This is a genomic window from Syntrophales bacterium (genome assembly GCA_023228425.1).
GTDB lineage: Bacteria > Desulfobacterota > Syntrophia > Syntrophales > UBA2210 > MLS-D.
Map to the genome: position 1 here is coordinate 39,356 of JALOBE010000005.1, position 19,933 is coordinate 59,288.

General features: G+C 49.3%; 20 protein-coding genes. 16 read left to right on the forward strand and 4 right to left on the reverse strand.

Annotated features, from left to right (window positions below):
• The first annotated feature begins 22 nt into the window (after nucleotides 1–22).
• The 13 genes from M0Q23_02965 (at nucleotide 23) to M0Q23_03025 (ending at nucleotide 12,851) form a co-directional block, all read left to right on the forward strand.
• Nucleotides 23–2,575, forward strand: a complete 2,553-nt coding sequence (locus M0Q23_02965; GenBank protein MCK9527606.1) for a beta-ketoacyl-[acyl-carrier-protein] synthase family protein — start codon at nucleotides 23–25, stop codon at nucleotides 2,573–2,575.
• 207 nt (nucleotides 2,576–2,782) lie between these two features.
• Nucleotides 2,783–3,463, forward strand: a complete 681-nt coding sequence (locus tag M0Q23_02970) for an ABC transporter ATP-binding protein (GenBank protein MCK9527607.1) — start codon at nucleotides 2,783–2,785, stop codon at nucleotides 3,461–3,463.
• A 115-nt stretch (nucleotides 3,464–3,578) separates the two neighbouring features.
• Nucleotides 3,579–4,190, forward strand: coding sequence for a hypothetical protein (locus tag M0Q23_02975; GenBank protein MCK9527608.1), 612 nt, complete (start codon nucleotides 3,579–3,581; stop codon nucleotides 4,188–4,190).
• A gap of 1 nt (nucleotide 4,191) precedes the next feature.
• Nucleotides 4,192–5,499 (forward strand): FtsX-like permease family protein, encoded by a 1,308-nt coding sequence (locus M0Q23_02980; GenBank protein MCK9527609.1) that lies wholly within the window; start codon nucleotides 4,192–4,194, stop codon nucleotides 5,497–5,499.
• A gap of 12 nt (nucleotides 5,500–5,511) precedes the next feature.
• The gene (locus tag M0Q23_02985; protein MCK9527610.1) at nucleotides 5,512–6,504 is read left to right on the forward strand and encodes a 3-hydroxyacyl-CoA dehydrogenase NAD-binding domain-containing protein; all 993 of its coding nucleotides are present in this window, start codon (nucleotides 5,512–5,514) and stop codon (nucleotides 6,502–6,504) included.
• On the forward strand, nucleotides 6,491–7,249 hold the full coding sequence (locus M0Q23_02990) for a 3-oxoacyl-ACP reductase FabG (protein ID MCK9527611.1): 759 nt from the start codon (nucleotides 6,491–6,493) through the stop codon (nucleotides 7,247–7,249). Before M0Q23_02985 ends, M0Q23_02990 begins: the two co-directional genes overlap by 14 nt.
• 42 nt (nucleotides 7,250–7,291) lie before the next feature.
• A complete protein-coding gene (locus tag M0Q23_02995) occupies nucleotides 7,292–7,936 on the forward strand; it encodes a beta-hydroxyacyl-ACP dehydratase (GenBank protein MCK9527612.1) in 645 nt (214 codons plus the stop codon).
• The gene (locus M0Q23_03000) at nucleotides 7,893–9,314 is read left to right on the forward strand and encodes a hypothetical protein (protein ID MCK9527613.1); all 1,422 of its coding nucleotides are present in this window, start codon (nucleotides 7,893–7,895) and stop codon (nucleotides 9,312–9,314) included. Before M0Q23_02995 ends, M0Q23_03000 begins: the two co-directional genes overlap by 44 nt.
• A gap of 59 nt (nucleotides 9,315–9,373) precedes the next feature.
• A complete protein-coding gene (locus M0Q23_03005) occupies nucleotides 9,374–10,030 on the forward strand; it encodes a 4'-phosphopantetheinyl transferase superfamily protein (protein MCK9527614.1) in 657 nt (218 codons plus the stop codon).
• An 87-nt stretch (nucleotides 10,031–10,117) separates the two neighbouring features.
• Nucleotides 10,118–10,882, forward strand: a complete 765-nt coding sequence (locus M0Q23_03010; protein ID MCK9527615.1) for an SDR family oxidoreductase — start codon at nucleotides 10,118–10,120, stop codon at nucleotides 10,880–10,882.
• Nucleotides 10,883–10,917: 35 nt separating this feature from the next.
• Nucleotides 10,918–11,775 (forward strand): outer membrane lipoprotein-sorting protein, encoded by an 858-nt coding sequence (locus tag M0Q23_03015; GenBank protein ID MCK9527616.1) that lies wholly within the window; start codon nucleotides 10,918–10,920, stop codon nucleotides 11,773–11,775.
• Between the two features lie 41 nt (nucleotides 11,776–11,816).
• Nucleotides 11,817–12,623, forward strand: coding sequence for a DUF1571 domain-containing protein (locus M0Q23_03020; GenBank protein MCK9527617.1), 807 nt, complete (start codon nucleotides 11,817–11,819; stop codon nucleotides 12,621–12,623).
• 45 nt (nucleotides 12,624–12,668) lie between these two features.
• Nucleotides 12,669–12,851, forward strand: a complete 183-nt coding sequence (locus tag M0Q23_03025; GenBank protein ID MCK9527618.1) for a hypothetical protein — start codon at nucleotides 12,669–12,671, stop codon at nucleotides 12,849–12,851.
• 94 nt (nucleotides 12,852–12,945) lie between these two features.
• Here M0Q23_03025 and M0Q23_03030 read toward each other — a convergent pair whose 3' ends face one another.
• Together M0Q23_03030 and M0Q23_03035 are read right to left on the reverse strand one after the other, a co-directional pair.
• Complete coding sequence (locus M0Q23_03030; protein ID MCK9527619.1) at nucleotides 12,946–14,646, reverse strand: FAD-dependent oxidoreductase; 1,701 nt, start codon at nucleotides 14,644–14,646, stop codon at nucleotides 12,946–12,948.
• A 227-nt stretch (nucleotides 14,647–14,873) separates the two neighbouring features.
• Nucleotides 14,874–15,128, reverse strand: coding sequence for a hypothetical protein (locus tag M0Q23_03035; GenBank protein MCK9527620.1), 255 nt, complete (start codon nucleotides 15,126–15,128; stop codon nucleotides 14,874–14,876).
• Between the two features lie 260 nt (nucleotides 15,129–15,388).
• Between M0Q23_03035 and M0Q23_03040 the strand changes: the two genes are divergently transcribed.
• Both M0Q23_03040 and M0Q23_03045 read left to right on the forward strand, forming a co-directional pair.
• Entirely contained in the window at nucleotides 15,389–16,033 is a 645-nt protein-coding gene (locus M0Q23_03040) for an alanyl-tRNA editing protein (GenBank protein MCK9527621.1), read from the forward strand.
• A 162-nt stretch (nucleotides 16,034–16,195) separates the two neighbouring features.
• Nucleotides 16,196–16,837: a class I SAM-dependent methyltransferase gene (locus M0Q23_03045; protein MCK9527622.1), complete on the forward strand. Its 642-nt coding sequence runs from the start codon at nucleotides 16,196–16,198 to the stop codon at nucleotides 16,835–16,837.
• A gap of 81 nt (nucleotides 16,838–16,918) precedes the next feature.
• On the opposite strand, the gene M0Q23_03050 is transcribed toward M0Q23_03045, so the two are convergent.
• The gene (locus M0Q23_03050; protein MCK9527623.1) at nucleotides 16,919–18,118 is read right to left on the reverse strand and encodes an electron transfer flavoprotein subunit alpha; all 1,200 of its coding nucleotides are present in this window, start codon (nucleotides 18,116–18,118) and stop codon (nucleotides 16,919–16,921) included.
• Between the two features lie 9 nt (nucleotides 18,119–18,127).
• Nucleotides 18,128–18,928 carry an electron transfer flavoprotein subunit beta/FixA family protein gene (locus M0Q23_03055; protein ID MCK9527624.1) on the reverse strand — a complete coding sequence of 267 codons (801 nt, stop codon included), beginning with the start codon at nucleotides 18,926–18,928 and terminating at the stop codon, nucleotides 18,128–18,130.
• Nucleotides 18,929–19,194: 266 nt separating this feature from the next.
• On the opposite strand from M0Q23_03055, the gene lexA reads away from it, so the two are divergent.
• The gene (gene lexA, locus M0Q23_03060; protein ID MCK9527625.1) at nucleotides 19,195–19,782 is read left to right on the forward strand and encodes a transcriptional repressor LexA; all 588 of its coding nucleotides are present in this window, start codon (nucleotides 19,195–19,197) and stop codon (nucleotides 19,780–19,782) included.
• Nucleotides 19,783–19,933: the final 151 nt, after the last annotated feature.

Genomic DNA, 19,933 nt, shown 5'->3' on the forward strand with positions numbered 1-19,933 from the left:
AGAGTAACGCAGGAGAAGGGCAATGAGGCAGGAGCGTTACAGGGTCTGCATAACCGGCATGGGAGTGCTGTCGTCAATCGGGCTCAACAGAGGCGAAGTAAAGGAAGCCCTTCTTGCGGGGAAAGGGGGGATAAAAAAGGGGATCCGTTTCAGTGATGCTTTCAACAATGCCTATTGTGCTGAAGTGGATGATTCCGGGGTTATAATAGAATCCTTGCCGGGTGACCTTGAGAAGAACATGGGGAGGTGTTCTTGCTGGGGATGGCGGGTGGTGAAAGAGGCAATCGATGATGCTTCCCTGAGTGAGGTTGATGTGGAACAGTCCTGCCTGCTTGTGGGGATGTCTGCAAATGAAGATGAAATGCTTCTGCTTTCCGCCGACGAGGAAAACTCTTACAGCAAAACAGTTCTCTCAGGGAATTTTTCTTCAATTTCCAACATACTTGCTTACATGTTCGGCATACGGGGAGGCTCAACTCTTATTACAACAGCCTGCACCTCAAGCAGCAATGCTCTTGGTTATGCCTTTGATCTTATTCAGGGAAATAAAACACAGGTTGCTATCGTGGTTTCTGCAGAACCCATCTCATGGCCTGTTTGCGTAGGTTTTCAAAAACTTAAGAACATAGCCAGGGAAGCCTGCTCCCCATTTTCGGGTGAAAGCGGCATGTCTTTAGGAGAGGCCGCCGGATGTTTAATAGTTGAGAAATATGAACACGCCACAGCGCGGAGGGCAAAGATATACGGTGAAATAGTGGGCTATTCCGCTACCTGTGACGCCTATCACGAAACAGCCCCTGATCCTAAAGGAGAAGCGGGCGTACAAGCCGCCCGCAGAGCCCTCGCCATGGCGTCACTTCAACCGAACGAGATCGAATACATCAACGCCCACGGTACGGGGACTGAACTCAATGACAAAGTGGAAGCATTGATATTGCAGAAAGTATTTCCAAACATAGTCGATATTCCGATTAGCTCGCTGAAGTCATATCTTGGTCACATGATCGGGTCCACGGGAGTCGTGGAGATTTTATGTAGCCTCCTGACACTTCCCGGCGGAACTGTTCTACCTACGATCAACTTTAGTGTGCCTCGGCGTGGATGCGACTTCCTGCATCATGTTCCCAATATCCCCATGAAAAAAAAGGTAAGCTTATTTATGAGCAACAACTATGCCTTCGGTGGAAATAACTGTTCGATGGTGATTTCCTGCAATCCTGGGAGAACAAGGCCCTCATATTACAAGAAACAGCGTATTGCCGTCACAGGTATAGGCATTGTTACCGGGGGTATCGACACATGGGATCGATTTCTCATCATACACAAGACGGCCAGTAAGTCTGAAATGGTTGAAGCAGGTGGTTCGGGCAGTGAGAAGCAACTTTCGGATGAACAAAAAAATCGTATCACATCCTATATGTTGAGTGACGGAAGCTTACTGAATCGGATCATGAGATCTCTTCCCCCGCGACGTGCTTATAGGGTTCATAAAGTAAACGACGTTTCTCCAAGGAAGTATCTGCGCAACTATGACGAGCGAAAATCAAATCGAATCACCGATTTTGCGGCAATTGCCATGAAACAAGCCATGAAACAGGGTTTTCTTGACATGGAGAAACATGAGCGGGATGAAGGGGGAATTATACTGGGCATTTCAGGAGGACCAAAATCGACAGTAACTGCATTTATGGATAGTATCTACCGAGATTTAAATAAAACTAAGACGAAACTCTTCCCTATGACTCTCCGCAGTTTCTCCACTACACGATGCGCGACCCTGGGAAAGCTGAGAGGATATAATTCTACGATTTCTAATGGTTTTTGCTCTTCGATGGCAGCACTTTTTCATGGATGTGAAATAATTCGCCAAGATATTCAAAGCTACATGATCGTCGGTGGAGCCGACGAGTTCGCAGAGACAGCCTGGTTCTACATTCATTCCGAACTGGGGTTTGTTGACTGGTCCGTCGATATTGACCGCTTCTCCGTCTACAGTACCTGTGGCAAGGGTTTCTATCCCGGAGAGGGTGCTTGTGAGTTGCTCATTGAACCAATGGAAAAAGCGAAAATGCGAGGTGCTGTAATCTACGCGGAAATAGCCGGTTACGGTCAGTCCTGCGACGGGACCCTTTTCCCGGAACTCGACCGGTCGGGGGAATCCTTAGCGTCGGCCATATGGCGAGCCTTGGAAGAATCTCAACTGTCTGTCGACGATATTGATGCAGTCTATGGTACAAGTTGGGGATCTGATAGCATTAATCAGAAGGAAACGGCAGCTCTAAACAAAATATTCGGGGAAAGAAGACGGAAAATACCGGTATCCAACACCAACGGCTATTATGGTTTTATCGAATCATCAAGCGGGACGTTGAGTGTTGCATCTGCCATCGCAAGTATTGCCGAGCAGATCGTTTATCCGATTCCACGGGGCGGTGATAGTGTGCCACCGAGAGGTCTTTTCTTTGTTACAGGGAAACCCTTGCACACAAAAATTCGAAACGTCTTGGTTCTGGCCTCATCGGAGTACGGTTCAAATTATGCAGTTATTGTTAAAAATGCGGCTGATAATGATTGATGACACGTAAACGTCGAAAACCTCCGGTGCAGAACGGCTTCGTAAAAAATTGCGGGACAAGGTGCGCACATCACGAAAAAGAGACACACTTGCGGAGCGTTGCAGTGGCGAGGAATGCAGCCTGATCAGGCTCTGACTTTTTGCATCGCCGTAATGGTTGATATCCATAACGAACAAGGCCCGTCGAAAACATAACGGTGAAACGGCATGAAAAATCTGGTGCACCTCGAGAATGTAAAAAAGATGTATTGTGTTAATGGTGTGGAAACGCCTGCACTGGTAGACGTGAACATTATCATTTCGAGTGGTGATTTCTGCGCGATTGCCGGTCCATCAGGAAGCGGTAAGACCACGCTGCTGAACATCATCGGCTGTTTGGACAGGCCGACGAGCGGCAGCGTTTCGCTGATGGGAAGCTCTGTAAAAAATTTATCCGACGGCCGATTGTCCCGCTTGAGGGCTGAGAAATTAGGTTTCGTCTTTCAGTTCTTCAATCTGATCCAGTCGCTTAGTGTCATTGAAAACGTAGAGTATCCCCTCCTTATAAACAAGATACCCCGTAAAGAAGCAAGAAACCTTGCCATGCTGTCTCTTGAGGATGTTGGACTTTTTTCGTTCGCAAAGTATAGACCGAACCAGCTTTCCGGAGGCCAACAGCAGCGAGTAGCCATTGCCAGGGCCCTTGTAAAACAACCTCTCATTGTGCTGGCCGATGAGCCGACTGGAAATCTCGATTCCTGGAACAGCGGGGCCGTAATGGACCTGATGTTCGAAATGGCCGAAAGAAACCGGAATAGCTTCATTATTTCTACCCATGATGTCGACCTCTTTGAAAAATGTCCAAAGAGAATACGAATCATTGATGGGAGGGTAGTGCATGCGAACTAATTACAGGAAACTCCTGCATCTGTCATATGTGGTTCTTGTTCTGTGTTCTTGCTGTGGAGATACTGCAACAATAAAAGTCACCGATGCCGAGATGGCCTGCTTCAGAGAAGCAGTCATGAGAGATTACAGCAATCATCCTGGTGAGCCGGACAGTATGTTCAATTATGCTGTTCTGAAAATGATTGACTCACCATCTGCGTCTGATCTGCGGGAAGCAATTATGTGCTTTGATGAGTACCTCAGGAAAAACCCGGGGGATCTATACGCACAAATGGGTAAAGGATATGCATCGGTAATGCTTGCTAATCTCTATTTAGTTCTGAAAAACTACTTCAAGGCGGCTGAACATTCCAAGCTCGGATTCTATCTGATGGACGAAGCTGTCGAACAGGAACCAGACAATCTGTCGCTACGGTTTATGCGGGCTCGTTTTGATGCCCAAGCACCTCGAAAAGTGGGACGTTACGTGGTGGCAATAAAGGACTTGAAATACCTTCTGGATAACAAAGACAGACTGACAGAGGGCATAGATCAAATCTGTATGTTTTTGCTCGCAAAAGCATTATTCCTTTCGGGTGACGAGGAAAAAGCAAGGAGACAATTGGGCGATCTCAGGATTGCCTACCCTCATGACCCCATGTCTTCAATGTCCTTGGAACAGGAAATCCTTATTTCAGAAATCGAACTTCGATCAATGTTACGGTCTCCGTGGTCAGAAGGGAACTGACATGATTTCCTGTCTTTTGATCACCGTTATTTGCAGTCTTTTTGTTTTTTCGCTTCTTACCAGGAGACATGATGTAAAGCAGGCCCTTTTCAATGTATTAAGACACAGAAGAAGAACAGCGATGACATTGGCAGCTATTGTTATCGGCGGTGCGTCATTATTCATTTTCGGAGGGTTCTTCAATTACAATCTCTGGTCCTATAGAGAAGTCACTATACGCGGTGACTTGGGCCATATCCAGCTCTACAGAAAAGGCTATCTTGGGTCGGGTGTTTCAAGCCCGCTGAAGTATGGAATATCAGACTACAAAAAAGTAGCTAGTCTGCTTCGAAGAGATGACGAGATTGGAAACCACATAAAAGCCATTGTGGGCCAGATAGGATTTTCAGGCATATTATCAAACTACGAAAAGGGGACATCTTCCAATTTCATAGGTCTCGGAATCGAACCGGCCAGTAGTGTATCATTGGGGTTTCTGGATACGGTAACGCTGGGAAGTGATCTTTCAGACTTTGACAAAGGGGGTGTTGTTATTGGGACGGGCCTTCTCCATGCCTTGAAATCAGACTACGACGACCATAACGACGTTCTCGTCATCAATAAACACGGAGGCCAGGATGCCATGTCAGTCCGCATTCGAGGGGTCTTTCAAAGCGGTCTCAAGTTGAGGGATGACGCAACGATGAAGATGCCTCTCAAGACAGCGCAACGTCTGCTTGGAACTGAGGATGTCAGCAAGGTTACCATACTGCTTGATGACACGAATATGACGGATATCGTGGCTGATCGTGTTAAGAAAATCATAAGACAAAACGGTCTGGACCTGGAAATGAATACATGGCCCGAAGAAGCCGTAATGTATAAGCAGATTGTTACAAATTATAACGGAATATTTTTCTTCATCAAGGTGGTTATGGCTATCATCGTGGCATTTTTTATAGCAAACACCTTGATGATCAACGTGGTTGAGAGAACACGAGAGATCGGGATGATCAGGGCTATGGGAGCAACCCGGGCAACGGTCTGGAACCTTCTGTTTCTAGAAGGCTTCTGCATGGGTTTGATCGGCGGCCTGCTGAGCATTGGAACCGGCTGGATAATTGCTGTGCTGGTCAACATCCATGGGATACCCATGCCCCCAGCACCTGGTCAGACCTTGGGATACACCGCATTCATAAGAATGGAGGGAGCCATGGATATAGTTTGGTTCACCTTTTCACTTTCCATGATCACCTCTTTTTTTGCCTCCATTCTTCCAGCTTTCAAGGCATCACAAATGATTGTTGTGGATGCCTTGAGGCATGTGTGATCGGGGAAGTCTATGGAAAATTCAGGAGATACCAGTAAAAAATATTATCAGTTTTTTCAGGATGATATTGAAAACATCCTTGTTGTGGGAGCGGGAACCATGGGTTTGCAGATGGCCATACAGTGCGCCGTGAGTGGGTGTTCAGTCAATGTATATGACCTACATGGTGATATCCTTTCGAAGGCATACGAAAAAATAGAAGATCACGGGAAGCGGATGGTCCATGGCGGTTATCGGACTTTAAGCGAGGTGAGAGATGGATTGCGCAGGATTACACTCTTCGACAGCTTGGATTCTGCAACGAAGGGAATAGATATGGTTAGTGAATCGGTGACAGAGGACCCTCAAGTCAAAAAGCAGCTTTTCACGCTGTTGAGTGAGGCTTGTTCGCCGAAAGTCATTCTCACTACGAACACATCCACCTTTACACCATCCATGTTTGTTAAGGTGATCCGTTATCCAAAAATGTTCGCGGCTTTCCATTGCCACCCTCCACTATGGACAACTCGGATCGTCGATATAATGCCACATCCCATGACAAGTTCCGGGGTCGTTCAAAGCCTCACGACGCTCGCAGAGAGGATGGGGATGATTCCTCTGCTGCTCGGCAAGGAAACCAGCGGTTATATCTACAACAGTATGCTGAATGCTCTTTTAAAGCAGGCGCTCACATTGAAGATTACAAATGTTTCGTCAGTTCGTGACATAGACAGGGCGTGGATGGGAATAACCGGAATGACCATGGGCCCCTTCGGAATAATGGATATGATTGGAATAGACACTGTTTGTCACGTAGTCGAATTCTGGGCTCTAAGAAAAAATGACGACGTTTTACGGGCATGCGCACTGTATCTGAAACAAGAATATCTCGACAAGGGGTATGCTGGGGTCAAGACGAAAGCTGGGTTTTATCGGTATCCAAATGCAGACTTTATGGACCCGGAATTCCTGGAAGGCACCCGCATAAAGAGTCCTCGGGAGGTGAGTACAGATGGGGCATTATAGTGATCTTAAAAACAGGGTGGTGGTGGTTACCGGAGGTAGCGGAGATCTCGGAGAAGCACTGTGCCGCGAGATGTCCCGGCAGGGATGCATTGTCTACCTGACCTACAAGGCATCTCAGTCGAGGGCTGAAGACATAGTCGGAGGCATACAAACCCGGGGAGGCCGATCAAAGGCAGTGTATTGTGATGTTACAAGCAGATCCCACGTGGAGGATGTTGTCGATGGTATTGTCAGTGAAGAAGGAGCGATCGATGTACTTATTAACAATGCAGGTATTTGTCGGGACAATCTGTTCCTTTTAATGAAGGATTATGAGTTCAACGAAGTTATACGAACCAACTTGTATGGTGTCTATAATGTCACCAAATCGGTGAGCAGCCATATGTCAAGACGGCAATCCGGCGTCATCATAAACATATCGTCGTTGTCCGGTCTTGTTCCGGCTTTCGGGCAACTGAACTACAGTGCTTCCAAGGGAGCAGTCATCTCCTTGAGCAGGGTTCTGGCAATTGAGCTGGCACATAACGGTATACGAGTGAATACTATTGCTCCGGGTTTCTTTGAATCTGCGATGACCAAGCGAGTTCCCCGAGACATTTTGAAACAGACAATACGGGCTTCCGCACTGAAAAGACTTGGTAAGGCCCATGAACTAGCTAAAGTTGCGGCATTTCTGGCATCCGAAGATGCCTCCTATATAACTGGACAGACCCTCGTCGTAGATGGGGGTCTCTATATGAAATAGGATGGTTGAATCGTGTTTAAAAGAGGAGGAAGAGAACGGTCGATGATCGGCATGAGCGTAGTTTCCCAAGGGGCGGAGGATGTACTGGGCTATCCGGAGCTGGTTTATCTTGGCGTGTGTGAGTATCCCCTGGCCATGGTTGATCGTATCACGGGCTTCATCAATGGCAAACGTCCGGTACTAAAGGGGCTTAAAAATGTTTCCATCAATGAGCCCCATTTCAGGGGTCACTTTAAGAATTATCCCGTAATGCCGGGAAACTTGATAGCTGAATGCCTGGGGCAACTCAGCGGCTACCTACACTCTTTTCTAAAGTTTTCTGAAATTCTTGAGAAGGAAAGGGGGCTTTCTGTGGATAATGGGACAATTCTTTTTCCGGCCATTCTGCAGAATCTGAAAAAGGTAAGTTGCTTACGAACTTCATACCGAGGCGGCCTTGCATCGCACAATGTCAAATATCGTCGGCCGGTCTTTCCTGGTGATCAGCTATTGCTTCAGACTCAGCTGGTTCTCCAGGATCGGGGGTTCTTTCATCACACTGTTGAAGCGAATGTCGGTGGTATGCTCGTCGCTTCTGGGACAATAGTCAATTTTTTCATCACGCCTCCAGAAGTGTCCAGTGCGGAAAGTGAGATCAATATCTATGGGATATTCAAGTCATTATCGGATATTAAGGATTCATCGTAGCATTGTTCTCATACTTTTTTCTACTTTCTTCATTGTAGCAATCTCCGCCGACGCCAAACCCCTCTATCAAGAAACAAGAATCGAAGCCGGCATTGAAGGCCACTTTCTGACAATGAATCCGGCCTCACTCCTTAATCCCGATTTCGACTTCTTCGATCAAGCCAGTCGTCGCCATCTCTTCCTTCAGATGAGCAATCGAATGTCAATGCATCAGAAGGTTTCAACAGTCATAATCCTTTTTGCAGAGGATGTAGGTGATAATCGCAGGCAATTTAATTTATCCAGGAGCGATAAAGATTATATCAATTTCATTCTTAAGGAGGCTTTTGTAAGCTTCATGGTAAACGAAGCCCTATTCCTCGATGTCGGGAAGATCGACATAAAATCCGGTGTCACTTTTTTCAGGAATCCCGCCCAACTGATATCAAATCCTCTGCATCTGGCCCGCAAAGGCCGCATTTCCAACAGCGCGTCGGCACAGTCTGATCCTTACCGTGAAGGGTCGTTGATGTTTAAAACCGAGTATTATACTTCTAGTGGAACTTTCACCGCCGCATTTATTCCCAGAATCATCTCACCATCTGAAAAAGCAGAGATTACAGAACAAAATGTCTTGGAACGGGTGAATAGCAAGAACATGGGACTGCTCAAATGGAGACTCATGTCAACGGGTAATTTTAACCCCGAGCTTGTTCTTCTCATCGGGAACCGTGTCGGCGCAAGCGGGGCTTTGAGTGTTGAAAAAGGTTCTGTCATTTTTAACCTTGAGGGATCTCTTGCGAATCATTCCCCTGTCTGCATTACTTCAGAAGAAGCGCAAAATAAGATACGAACTTTTTCATTTCCCCTGCCGCCTGTGGAGAATTTCTTCATTCAAAGAGATTGTCAAGTCTTTTATATGGAAGCAATGGCAGGATTCAACTATCGAAACTTTAAGAGAAAATACAACATTATTGCCGAATACTATTACAACCAGGCGGGATTTTCGAGAAGCGAGTGGGAAGAGTATTTTTCGTTTTTGAATCTGCTCAATGACTACAGCAATCGGATTTCTCCTTTATATAAGAACGGCATCGGAATTTTCGCAGAAGAAAGTAGAAGACTGGCCTGTGAAAATGTCTTATCGGGACGTCACTACCTCTGCACGCGCCAAGAGATGGATGACCTGTTTCTGAAAGACGTATCGGTGTGCCTGAATTATATGATCAGTCTGAGCGACTTTAGCGGTCTGGTGGATGTTCATGCGGAATACCGGCTGAGTGGCAGAGGGTGGAAAATCCTTGCCGGTTACTGGACTACCACTGGTGGAAGAGAAACAGAGTTCGGTGTCCAGATGGTTAAGAATGGAATCTACATGGGGGTGACCTATCTGTGGTGATATCCGTGAAGGAGGTTCAAAAATTACATTTTCGCCATTTTGTTTACGGGAAGGATCGGGTGAGAGCCCTTGCAGTCAATGATGTTCATCTTTGGACGATCCTTCTCAGCGGACTAAACGAGATGGAAAAATATGAAGGACTTCTGTCAAATAAGGACAAAAGGGAGAGCAATTTGATTGGCAGCGAGAGAAATCGTCGGCTTTTTGTCGCTGGGAGGGGTGTTCTGCGGACCCTGTTAGGCGAGTACATTCATGTAAGGCCGCAAAACGTTGAGATAGAAATAGATATCCGTGGCCATCAAAAGCTCTCTGAGTCTGTGAATAACGACGCTCTGTCCTTCAATCTTACACACTCAGGTAACATAATCCTTTGCGCCTTTGCGCGACAAGTCTCGCTCGGTGTTGATGTTCAGTATGCCTACAAGGTGCCGGTTTGTGCCGACGCAGTGTTATCACGAGATGAAATACGACTTATCGCCCAGACGCCGGAATCGTTACAGACTGAAATGTTTCTGAGAATATGGACTCTGAAGGAGGCCTTTTTAAAAGCAACATCCCGAGGGCTTGAAGCCATCGATAGCGTTTCGGTTGTGCGGGGATGGAATTCGTCGACTCTGACAATCGAGACAAGGGGAACCCAAGCCTTCAGGGAATTTGAACTCTTCACATTCATACCCGGACTGAATTATTTTGCAACAGTGGTGGCAGGTTGGTGAAGCACTGAAAATGATCTTGGAATTGTTACAAGACAGGAGTTTGGCGTCATGATTTAATCAACAGAGAACAGAAGAGAGGATGGGACTATGAAAACCATAGAAGGACTTGAAGGAAAGGTAGCTCTGATTACCGGTAGTTCCCGAGGAATAGGTGCTGCCATTGCGGATAAATTCTCAATCCATGGGGCCGACGTGGTTATCCATCATCGCAGCGGCCGGGGCAAGGGTGCCAGCATGGCAAAAGCAGCAACTCAACGAATACGCGATCGAGGAGGAGTAGCTGAAGAATACATCGCCGACATATCAGTTGAGCGGGAAGTAGATGGCATGTTTAGCTTTGTGGCGAAACGTTTCGGCAAGGTGGACATACTTGTTCTCAATGCTGCAAATGCGGTGTTCAAGGAATTTAAAATCATGACCACAAGAGACTGGGATGTCCTCATAAACACCAATGTGATGGGAAATATCAACTGTGTCAGGAGGGCACTACCTCTTATGTGTGAAGGAGGAAATATCGTTTTTATCTCTAGCATGGGGAGTCGAATTCCAATGAAACGATATCCTCTTGGGCCCATGAAGGCTGCTCTTGAAAGCTTTGTCCGGCTTTGGGCGCTCGAATTCTTCCCACGAAAAATACGTGTTAATGCCATTTGTGGCGGTCTTGCCAATACTGACAGTATTCGTGCGGTAGGTCCGCTTTTATCCTCTTCAGCAATGTTACATCACGAGTTTCTTGTTCAGCCTGAGGAGATTGCCTCGGTTGCTGTGTTCCTTTGTTCGGCGGATGCTGTAGCTGTCACAGGTGAAATTATCACCGTCGACAAGGGGCAATCGTTTGCATCATACCAATGATAGGCCACTGTTTCTCCAGTAATGGTCCGGTGAGAATGAAAGAAAAAAATATTACAAAAACACTGATTATCAGTACTCTGATCCCTGTTATACTTATTTTGCTGTTTCCCTTGCCGCGCTTCCCGAAACATGCTGTATCTGCTGGCAATGAAAATGAGTATGTTGTTGGGAGTTATAAGCTGGAACAGCCGGACAGGCAGGCCCACGAAATCATCATCAGGGCCGACAGGGTCCGCTCTCCCCGGGATTCTTTCTGTTACCGTCTGCATCTCATTGAATATAAGGATGACGAAGTTGTTCAGGAGCAGCTCTTGGCTGTTAACGTTCGCTTCATTCTGCCGACACCGGATGTCCCCGGAGACGCAAAGGCCTTGGTGAGATTCCTCGAGCCGCGGGAGCTTCGAAACGATAAAATGTTGGCTGTCTATGATCAGCTCTGGTACTTCACGCCCAAAGCCCGTAATCCGGTCAGGATCTCAAGACAACAACGTTTAATAGGTCAGGTTTCTAATGGTGATATTGTTGCAGCCGATCTTCATTATTCCTACCAGTCTACATTAGTCGGAGAAGATTGGCTGGAGGAAAAAAAGTGCTACAGACTTGAATTGGTAAGAAGATGGGACTTTGTTACATATCCAAAGATAATTTATTGGGTGGCACAGGAAAGCTATTATCCTATGATGGCCGAGTTTTATTCCTCCTCTGATCGGCTGATGAAACGAGCCATCTACAAGGATTTCAAGGAGTCTCTCGGAGCAGTTCGCCCTCATGAAATCATTATAGAAGAGGGTCTCATCAGAGGAAGCTATACCAGAATGCTCTTCAGCGGTGCTACATTCCAGGATCTTCCTGACGCCTATTATCAGCCGTCATATCTCGAACGGATACGATAAAGCTTGGGGAAACAATAAAGAAATCGGGAACACAGGAAAGAATGAGAATAATACTGGCAATTATTGTGATCTTGGCACTGGGTGCTCCTTTTCCGGGAGGGGCAGTTGAGATGAAGCAAGGTCAGGTGGAAGACCAGGATTTTATAATAGAATCTCTTGATGGGTTGATCAGTAAAGCGCGGATCCGAATGGAAAACGTCACTGACTATAGCTGCACCATCTACAAGCGAGAGTACATAAAGGGGAGACTGCTACCACTGGAAATCATTGAGATCAAGTTCATGAGGCCTTTCTCGCTCTATATGAAATGGGTTGAAGGCAGATTGCAGGGCAGGGAACTTATCTGCCGCAAGGGATGGAATGACAACAAGATAATGGTTCACGACGGTGGGCGGTTTAAGAAGAAATTCGTCGTAAATATTGATCCTGACAGTGCGATGGCTATGAAAGACAACCGCCACAGCGTTCATGAAATGGATATCGGGTACGTCATCAATCTTTTTGCACGTGACATAATGATCATTAAAGAGGACCCCGCTCGTGAAACAATTGTGACTAACCTGGGAATGAGGGTTGTGTATGGGCAGGAAAGTATGTGTTTTGAAACAATAATGCCGAAAGATCGATATCCGGAATTGTATGCGCGCAAAACTTTTGTCTGTTATGACATACATGAATCCATTCCCACTTGGGTGCAGGTGTGGGATATAGAGGACGGCATACTCCGTCTTGTGGAAGACTACAGATACGCTGATGTACGTTTGAATAGGGGTTTAACACCCTGGGATTTCGACCCACAAAATCCCGACTATGAATTTGTGCGCCGTGCATGGCGCACAGCGCCTTGACAGGCGTTGTTTCGGTCACTGTGGGGGTTCCATAGGGGTGACCGAATGACGGAAAAAACGGTGAAGCCGTCCGATCGGGTCGGGGTTTTCAATCAATTGATAGGGAACATAAGAAAAATGATCGAGGAAACCCGGGCAGCCATGCCCCGAGTACCGGGCGATTGCGCGCAACACGGCATCCGGACCGTTACGAAGCCGTCATTCTTTCACGAGGCGTCCATCTTCTGAACTGCGTTGCTTACGTTACCATCAATGTGGTCGGTTTCGGCCGGCAGGATTATTGTTTTTATCGTCGGGTATTCTCTTCGCAGTTACGATACTGCTATTTGTCTCTTGGGAAGGGCCAGGCCATGATTCCACCTTCCATCACCTTCACGTTTTTCCATCCGTTGCCTTCCAGGGCCAGTGCTGCTTCGTAGCCGCGAAGCGAAATCTTACAGAAACAGATTATTTCTTTGTTCTTGTCTTGCGGCAGTTCATTGAGCCGTCTACGCAGGGCTCCCAGTGGGATCAGCGTCTCGCCTATGCCCAGGCGCATTTCCTCGAATTCTTCAGGTTCACGTACGTCGATGAGAAAGGGTTTTTCACCTGCTTTGTACTTTTCGTAGACGTCTCTGCAGCTGACACCTTTCATGCGGCCTTTCATTTTATTTTGCATGATGTGCGCCGTGGCGATGAAATGATCTATCGCCAATGAAAAGGGCGGCGCGTAGGGAAGATCGGCATTGATCAAGTCTTCAACTGTCAACGATCCCTGGATAGCCATCGCCCACTGGGCGATCTGCTTGGCGACATTTCCCGGGCCTATGCACTGTGCGCCCAGTACGCGTCCTGTTTTGATATCCGCCGTAAGCTTGGTGACAAGGAGCTTACCTTCCATAAAACCGGGTTTATCGGGACTCGCGTTGATCACGGTGATACTATCTTTATATTCCTGTCGCCTTGCCGCTGTTTCGGAAAGACCCGTAGATCCCGCTCCATAATCGAAAACCTTGCAGATACCGGTCTGAATTGTTCCGGGAAAAGTGACGCAGTTTGTCGAGGCGGCGTTTTCACCGGCCACGCGACCCTGGAGATTGGCCAAGTCACCGTACGGCGCGTGTACCTTCCTGCCGGTGATGCGGTTGACGGTTTCCACACAATCACCGGCGGCGTAAATATCAGGATCGGAGGTCTGCATACATTCGTTTACGTCGATACCGCCCAGTTCGCCGATTTTGAGACCCGCTTCTTTCGCAAGTTTTACATTGGGCCGCACACCGATGGCGACAACCGCCAGTTCGCAGGGCAACTCGGTGCCGTTTTCCAGTTTGATACCCACCAGTTTCCCGTTTTCTCCCAGGAAAGCGGCAATGCCGTTTTCGGTTATGACATTCGCGCCTTTGCTACGGACATGATTTTCCACGAGCTTGGCCAGTTCCCAATCCAAAAAAGTCAGAAGCTGCGGCAAAAGCTCGATGACGGTAATTTCGATACCTGCCAGCTGCAGTGCTTCGCAGGTCTCGATGCCGATCAATCCCCCGCCGATCACGACGGCTTTTTTGATTTTTCCTTCGTCGCGGATGTTCCTCAGAAAATCAGCATCTTTCATGGACTGCAGCGTTGTGATTCCCTCAAGGTCCACACCCGGTACCGGCGGCATGCGGGGCACGGCACCGGTCGCGATCACAAGTTTGTCGTAGGGCATTGTGCCGGTTTCACCGTTTATCAGATTCCTGAACGACACGATTTTGTTTTTCCGGTCAATAGCCGTGACTTCCGTATTCACGTGCGCTTCAATGTCCTTGGCGTTGAGATAGAACATGGGATTACGCACCAATCCCGCCGGTGTGCATAAAAGCTGGTTGCGGTCATCAAAAAAACCGCCCACATAATAGGGGTAACCGCAGGACGCCATGGAGAGATCCGCTTCCTTCTGCAAGATGATCACATGGGCGTCATTGTCGATCCGGCGGGCCTTGGCCGCCGCCTTGGGACCGGCTGCCGACCCACCGATCACGAGAATTTTTCTTTGCTCTTTCATGGCACACTCCTTCGAAATTTATGAGGTATTATAATGTTATTTTTCAATCTGCGACACAGATTTCTTCCCCATCGATGAACACAAAGGCCATTACGGAAAACATGACTAAAGAGAGGCAAAAGATCAGCAAAATCAGTGCGTAGTATTTTAAAAAAGCCACTATGTCCATGATGATATATGAGGGGTCTGGAAATGACGACAATGTCCCGAGACCTTTATCGATTTTGTCATTTCGACCGCAGGGAGAAATCTTGCAACATATCGATATTAAAGAAAGATTTCTCGTCACGATGCTCCTCGAAATGACAAACCGGCTCTCGTCTCCAAAAGACCGCCTCAGTGACACCGGTGCCGGGGTAACGCCAAGCGTTTTGTGTCACCTCTGCAAGAAAAGGTGTACCTGTTTGTTGTTTCATGTTTTCATGGGCGAACACGGCGTAGAGGGTTCGTTCCATGCTGGTTGTATCGGCGAACACTCCCATGGGTCTGGTCCGGTGCCGGTTATGCCTTGACACGGATAAACCGTGTTCCTATACTCCAGACAATCAAAAGTTCATCGATAGCTTCCGGTTTGGGCAGAAATCCGGTTTATTTTCCGTGTCGGCATCCTCAATATCGCATGAGGGGGTCATATAAATCCTTGTGGGGTACGTGGAAAAACGTTCTATCCATGTGCTTTAATATAATTGAATGATTTCATGTTGTTACATTATTAGGGAGCCGTGCGGTACGTGGTGTATTCATGACAGTCAAAGCATTTTGGGAAGATCCCTATGCCACTTCACACAGATCGTATGTGTCTTCTGTCGAAGGTCGCGAAGTTGAACTGGAATCGACAATTTTCTTTGCGTTCTCCGGCGGCCAGGAGAGCGATCAAGGAACAATCGACGGGATTCCTGTCATTGCAGCCGGAAGGGACGGACTACAGATAAAGTATACCCTCCCTCACGATCACGGACTTGTTGTTGGTCAGCCTGTACAGGTAGATATTGATTGGGATCGGCGCTACCGGTTGATGCGCCTTCATTTCGCCGCAGAGTTGATTCTTGAGCTTGTTTACAAAGAATGGGGGGAAGTCCCTAAAATAGGCGCGCACATAGGACGAGACAAGGCTCGCATCGACTTCGCGTTGACGGAAAATATAACCCCGCACCTCTTGCCTCTTTCAGAAAAAGCCAACGAAATCATTTCCCTGAACCTGGATATTAGAACAGGGTTCGATGATGTTCAGAATGAGCGGAGATACTGGGAAATCAATGGCTTCTCGAAAGTTCCCTGCGGAGGGACGCATGTCAGATCTACAGGAGAGATTGGCCCGATCAGACTCAAGAGAAACAACATCGGCAGGGGCAAGGAACGCATTGAAATTTTTCTCTGCGAGCGGTGAAACACACATCTAGAGCGATCTTACCGCCTGCACTCTGTCCAATCTCGCGGGCCGGCGGTCCACCGGGGATTTCGAAGCATCCTGTGGGAATTGCCCGTATCGCAGTGGGCATTGACGCGATTGTCGCCTTGTGCTTTCAGGCGGCGCGATGGGGGACAGGAGATGAAAGATATTGGAAATATTGACGATCGTTATCTTGATGCATGCCGGGAAGTGTTCTGGCAAAAGGTCTTCCAGCATGAACTCGAGTATCTTGCCTTGCACCTGAAAGGCTGCCGGGATGTTCTGAGTATCGGTTGTGGTCCGGCGGTTATAGAAGGCGGATTGGCCGCACTGGGCTTTAATGTCACGGGGGTTGATGTATCGCGGGAGGCCCTGAACTGCGCGCCGGACAATGTCAGAACCGTTGTCGCCCGAGCGGAAGACATGTCGTTTCCGGATAGCTCCTTCGATGCCGCGATTTATGTCGCCTCACTTCAGTTTGTCGGTGACTATCGTGCAGCGCTGGAAAGGACGACCCGTGTTCTGCGTCCTCACGGCAGGATTATCATCATGCTTCTCAACACCGAATCGGACTTTGTGAAAAAAAAGTCTCGTGATCCGGACTCATATATGCACATGATCAAACACAGAGACGTGCGAGAGATCGAAGATGTGATTGCCGAGAAATACAGCATTACGACGGAATATTTTCTTGGCGTGAAGGACGATGCCATATTCGAAAGCAAAGATGCGAATGGCGCGGCTTTGTACATCATCCGGGGGACAATCCGGTCGTCACTGGCGGGGAACAGGTCTTTGTGAAATACGATAGAGAAGGAGATTGCTGATGAAACTTGGTCTGACCGTCACTCAAACCGATCCGGCAACGGTCTTTCTTTTACCTTAGCGCCGCAGCTTTTCCCTGAATTGCTCCGCCAGTTCCGGGACAACCTCGAACAGATCACCCACGATGCCGTAATCGGCGACAGTGAAGATGGGAGCTTTGGGGTCTTTGTTGACGGCGACGATGATCCTCGATGTCTTCATGCCGGCCAGATGCTGCATTTGGCCGGATATGCCGCAGGCGACATACAGGTCGGGATGCACGGTCCGTCCTGTCTGGCCCACTTGGTGGGCGTACGATATCCACCCCCTGTCAACGGCGGAGCGGGATGCCCCCACGGCACCGCCCAGGGCGTCGGCCAACAGGCGGATCGTTTTAAAGCCCTCCGGCCCGCCGACACCACCGCCGCCGGAGACGATGATTCGGGCATCGGCCAGGCTGACCTCCTCTTTTTCCAGGATAGAGTCGACCACTCGGGTCGTTATATCCTCCTCTTTCAGGACTGCCTTCACGGCGACGACCTGTCCCCGACGGTTCGGGTCCGCAACGGGCATTTCAGCGACATGTTGCCGCATGGTAGCCATCTGCGGTCGGTGATAGGGGCAGACGATGGCGGCCATGATGTTGCCGCCGAAGGCCGGCCGGGTCTGCAGCAACAAGCCCGTCTCGGGATCGATTTCCAGGCCGGTGCAGTCCGCGGTGAGGCCGGTGTGGAGAATCGAGGCCACGGAACCGGCAAGGTCGCGGCCTCGCGAGCTGGCACCGAGGATAAGCGCCTCCGGCTTGTACTCCTGCACCAGGTCGATCAGGACCCTGGCGTAAGGGGCCGTCCTGTAAACGGCGAGAGTGGGGTCGTCCACATGGAAGACGCGGTCCGCCCCGTATGAGATCGCCTTTTCGACGATATGGCCCACTTCGTGTCCCATGACGCACGCTGTCAACGGGACGCCCCGCCGGTCGGCCAGTATCCGTCCCTGGCCCAGCATCTCTATGGAGATGCCGCCCAGTTCCCCGCGAAACTGTTCCACCCAAACCCATATGCCGCTGTAGGCGGTCAGGTCTATGGTAAGCTCCGGTTCCTGCTCTTTGAGCAGGCTCAGGGCATGCATGGGGCAGGAAAGGAGGCACGCGCCGCAGGCCGTGCAGGCGTCGCTGACCTCTATTACGCCATCCACCATGCTGAGGGCCCCGAAGGGGCAGGCATCGACACAGGCTCCACAGCCGGCGCACTTGTCTTGATCAATTTTCAGCAGAGCCATTCCATTTCCTCAAAGAATCTTTTCCGCGATAATTCTCTCGGCCAATATCGCCGCCGATTCCTTTACCGTGTTTGCCTTGATGAATTCCACGGCACCCGTCCGCATGGGGGGACTGAAGACCTGTATCACTTGCGTCGGGCTGCCTTTCAGGCCCAGCATGGACGGGTCCGCCCCCGGCAGGTCGGCGGCCGTCCAAGTGGGGATGGTCCGCTTCGAGGCTTCACGAATCTGGAAAAGAGAGGCGGAGCGGGGCTGGTTGATGTCCTTGACCACCGTGAGAAGGGCGGGGAGGCCGGCCTCGACGATCTCCCGTCCCTCCTCCAGGAGGCGCTCCACAGTGATCAGACGGGCTTCCGGGTCGAGGCCGACGATCCTGAAGACATAGGTGAGTTGCGCGATGTCGAGCTGGCTGGCAATGCCCGGCCCCACCTGTCCCGTGTCGCCGTCGATGGCCTGTTTACCGCACAGAACGAGGTCGAATTTACCCAGTTTCCTGATTGCCAGTGCCAGGGTGTAGGAGGTGGCCCAGGAGTCCGAACCGGCAAAGGCGCGGTCGGAAAGCTGAACAGCCTCATCCACCCCCATTGCCACGGCCTCTCTGAGGGCCTTGAGAGATTGCGGAGGTCCCAGTGTCATGGCTGTAACCTTGCCCCCGAACTTCTCCTTCAGGCGAATGGCCTCTTCAATTGCGTACATGTCAACGGGGTTGATGATGCTGGGGATGCCTTCACGGATGAGGGTATGCGTCTCCGGATCGATCTTGACATCCGTTGTATCCGGTACCTGCTTCAGACAGACGACGATATTCACCGGGAACCCTCCCTCGGCGTTATAAGCCGATGCTTTACTGCGCTCTCCTTCGCCGCTGCGGCGTACCGCACAGTAGTCCTCATTCCTCAGGATGTGCGCGCCGTACCTTCAAAATCTTTTACAAGGCAATCGCGTTCGATGGTTACGACGACTTTTATTGCGGTTTCGCCAAGTATAGAAATAAGACTTGCCCGGGTCAAGGATATTCATTGCAGCCATGAAAAAACTTCTTGACTGTAGAACGTAAGTTCTATATAGTGCTATCCATGAAACAGAAACGAACCATCCAGAGCGTATCCGGACAGATTGGTCGGTTTTACCGGGAACACCGCCGCATGCCCTCATTTTCCGAGATGGTCGGCCTGTTGGGTGTCAGGTCCAAAAGCGTCGTCAATTTCTGGGTCGACAAGTTGATCGATGCCGGGCTTCTCGAAAAAGATCAGGCGGGGCGGTTGACCCTGACGAAGCGATCCTTTGCGATTCCCATGGTCGGCAGTATTCAGGCCGGGCTCCCCTCTCATGAAGAAGAGGTGCTTTCCGATGTCATTTCCCTGGACGAATACCTGGTTTCCAGGCCTGAGACCTCATTCTTGTTGCAGGTCAATGGTGATTCCATGATCGAAGCGGGCATCATGGAAGGGGATCTCGCAATCGTTGAAAAGGATAGAGAGCCAAAAACCGGTGACATTGTGATTGCCGAAGTGGACGGCGAATGGACCATGAAATATTTCCACCGGAAAGAGAACAGTATCGTGCTTGAAGCGGCAAACCCGAACTACCCCGACATCCATCCCCGCAGGAAACTCAGGATAGGGGGCGTTGTGGCCGCTGTAATCCGGAAATACCATACATGACGCTCTCGCAGAAAGTCGCTGAAACTATCGAACACCGTGTTCTTGTCAAAAGCTCTGCTGGCGCATCCGGAGGAATGAGACCCGGCTTCGAGATATGCTGCGGCGGCGAAGGAGGGAGCGCAATCAAACAACCGGCTATAGTGCCGGAGGT

What these genes read in the sequence shown, in the direction of transcription:
- M0Q23_03040 (MCK9527621.1), top strand. Translation starts at nt 15,389, where the DNA reads ATGACAGTCAAAGCATTTTGGGAAGATCCCTATGCCACTTCACACAGA.
- M0Q23_03050 (MCK9527623.1), bottom strand. Translation starts at nt 18,118, where the DNA reads ATGGCTCTGCTGAAAATTGATCAAGACAAGTGCGCCGGCTGTGGAGCC.
- M0Q23_03015 (MCK9527616.1), top strand. Translation starts at nt 10,918, where the DNA reads ATGAAAGAAAAAAATATTACAAAAACACTGATTATCAGTACTCTGATC.
- M0Q23_02975 (MCK9527608.1), top strand. Translation starts at nt 3,579, where the DNA reads ATGAGAGATTACAGCAATCATCCTGGTGAGCCGGACAGTATGTTCAAT.
- M0Q23_02965 (MCK9527606.1), top strand. Translation starts at nt 23, where the DNA reads ATGAGGCAGGAGCGTTACAGGGTCTGCATAACCGGCATGGGAGTGCTG.
- M0Q23_03020 (MCK9527617.1), top strand. Translation starts at nt 11,817, where the DNA reads ATGAGAATAATACTGGCAATTATTGTGATCTTGGCACTGGGTGCTCCT.
- M0Q23_02980 (MCK9527609.1), top strand. Translation starts at nt 4,192, where the DNA reads ATGATTTCCTGTCTTTTGATCACCGTTATTTGCAGTCTTTTTGTTTTT.
- M0Q23_02970 (MCK9527607.1), top strand. Translation starts at nt 2,783, where the DNA reads ATGAAAAATCTGGTGCACCTCGAGAATGTAAAAAAGATGTATTGTGTT.
- M0Q23_02985 (MCK9527610.1), top strand. Translation starts at nt 5,512, where the DNA reads ATGGAAAATTCAGGAGATACCAGTAAAAAATATTATCAGTTTTTTCAG.
- M0Q23_03045 (MCK9527622.1), top strand. Translation starts at nt 16,196, where the DNA reads ATGAAAGATATTGGAAATATTGACGATCGTTATCTTGATGCATGCCGG.
- M0Q23_02990 (MCK9527611.1), top strand. Translation starts at nt 6,491, where the DNA reads ATGGGGCATTATAGTGATCTTAAAAACAGGGTGGTGGTGGTTACCGGA.
- M0Q23_03025 (MCK9527618.1), top strand. Translation starts at nt 12,669, where the DNA reads ATGACGGAAAAAACGGTGAAGCCGTCCGATCGGGTCGGGGTTTTCAAT.
- M0Q23_02995 (MCK9527612.1), top strand. Translation starts at nt 7,292, where the DNA reads ATGATCGGCATGAGCGTAGTTTCCCAAGGGGCGGAGGATGTACTGGGC.
- M0Q23_03010 (MCK9527615.1), top strand. Translation starts at nt 10,118, where the DNA reads ATGAAAACCATAGAAGGACTTGAAGGAAAGGTAGCTCTGATTACCGGT.
- M0Q23_03035 (MCK9527620.1), bottom strand. Translation starts at nt 15,128, where the DNA reads ATGGGAGTGTTCGCCGATACAACCAGCATGGAACGAACCCTCTACGCC.
- lexA (MCK9527625.1), top strand. Translation starts at nt 19,195, where the DNA reads ATGAAACAGAAACGAACCATCCAGAGCGTATCCGGACAGATTGGTCGG.
- M0Q23_03030 (MCK9527619.1), bottom strand. Translation starts at nt 14,646, where the DNA reads ATGAAAGAGCAAAGAAAAATTCTCGTGATCGGTGGGTCGGCAGCCGGT.
- M0Q23_03000 (MCK9527613.1), top strand. Translation starts at nt 7,893, where the DNA reads ATGGGATATTCAAGTCATTATCGGATATTAAGGATTCATCGTAGCATT.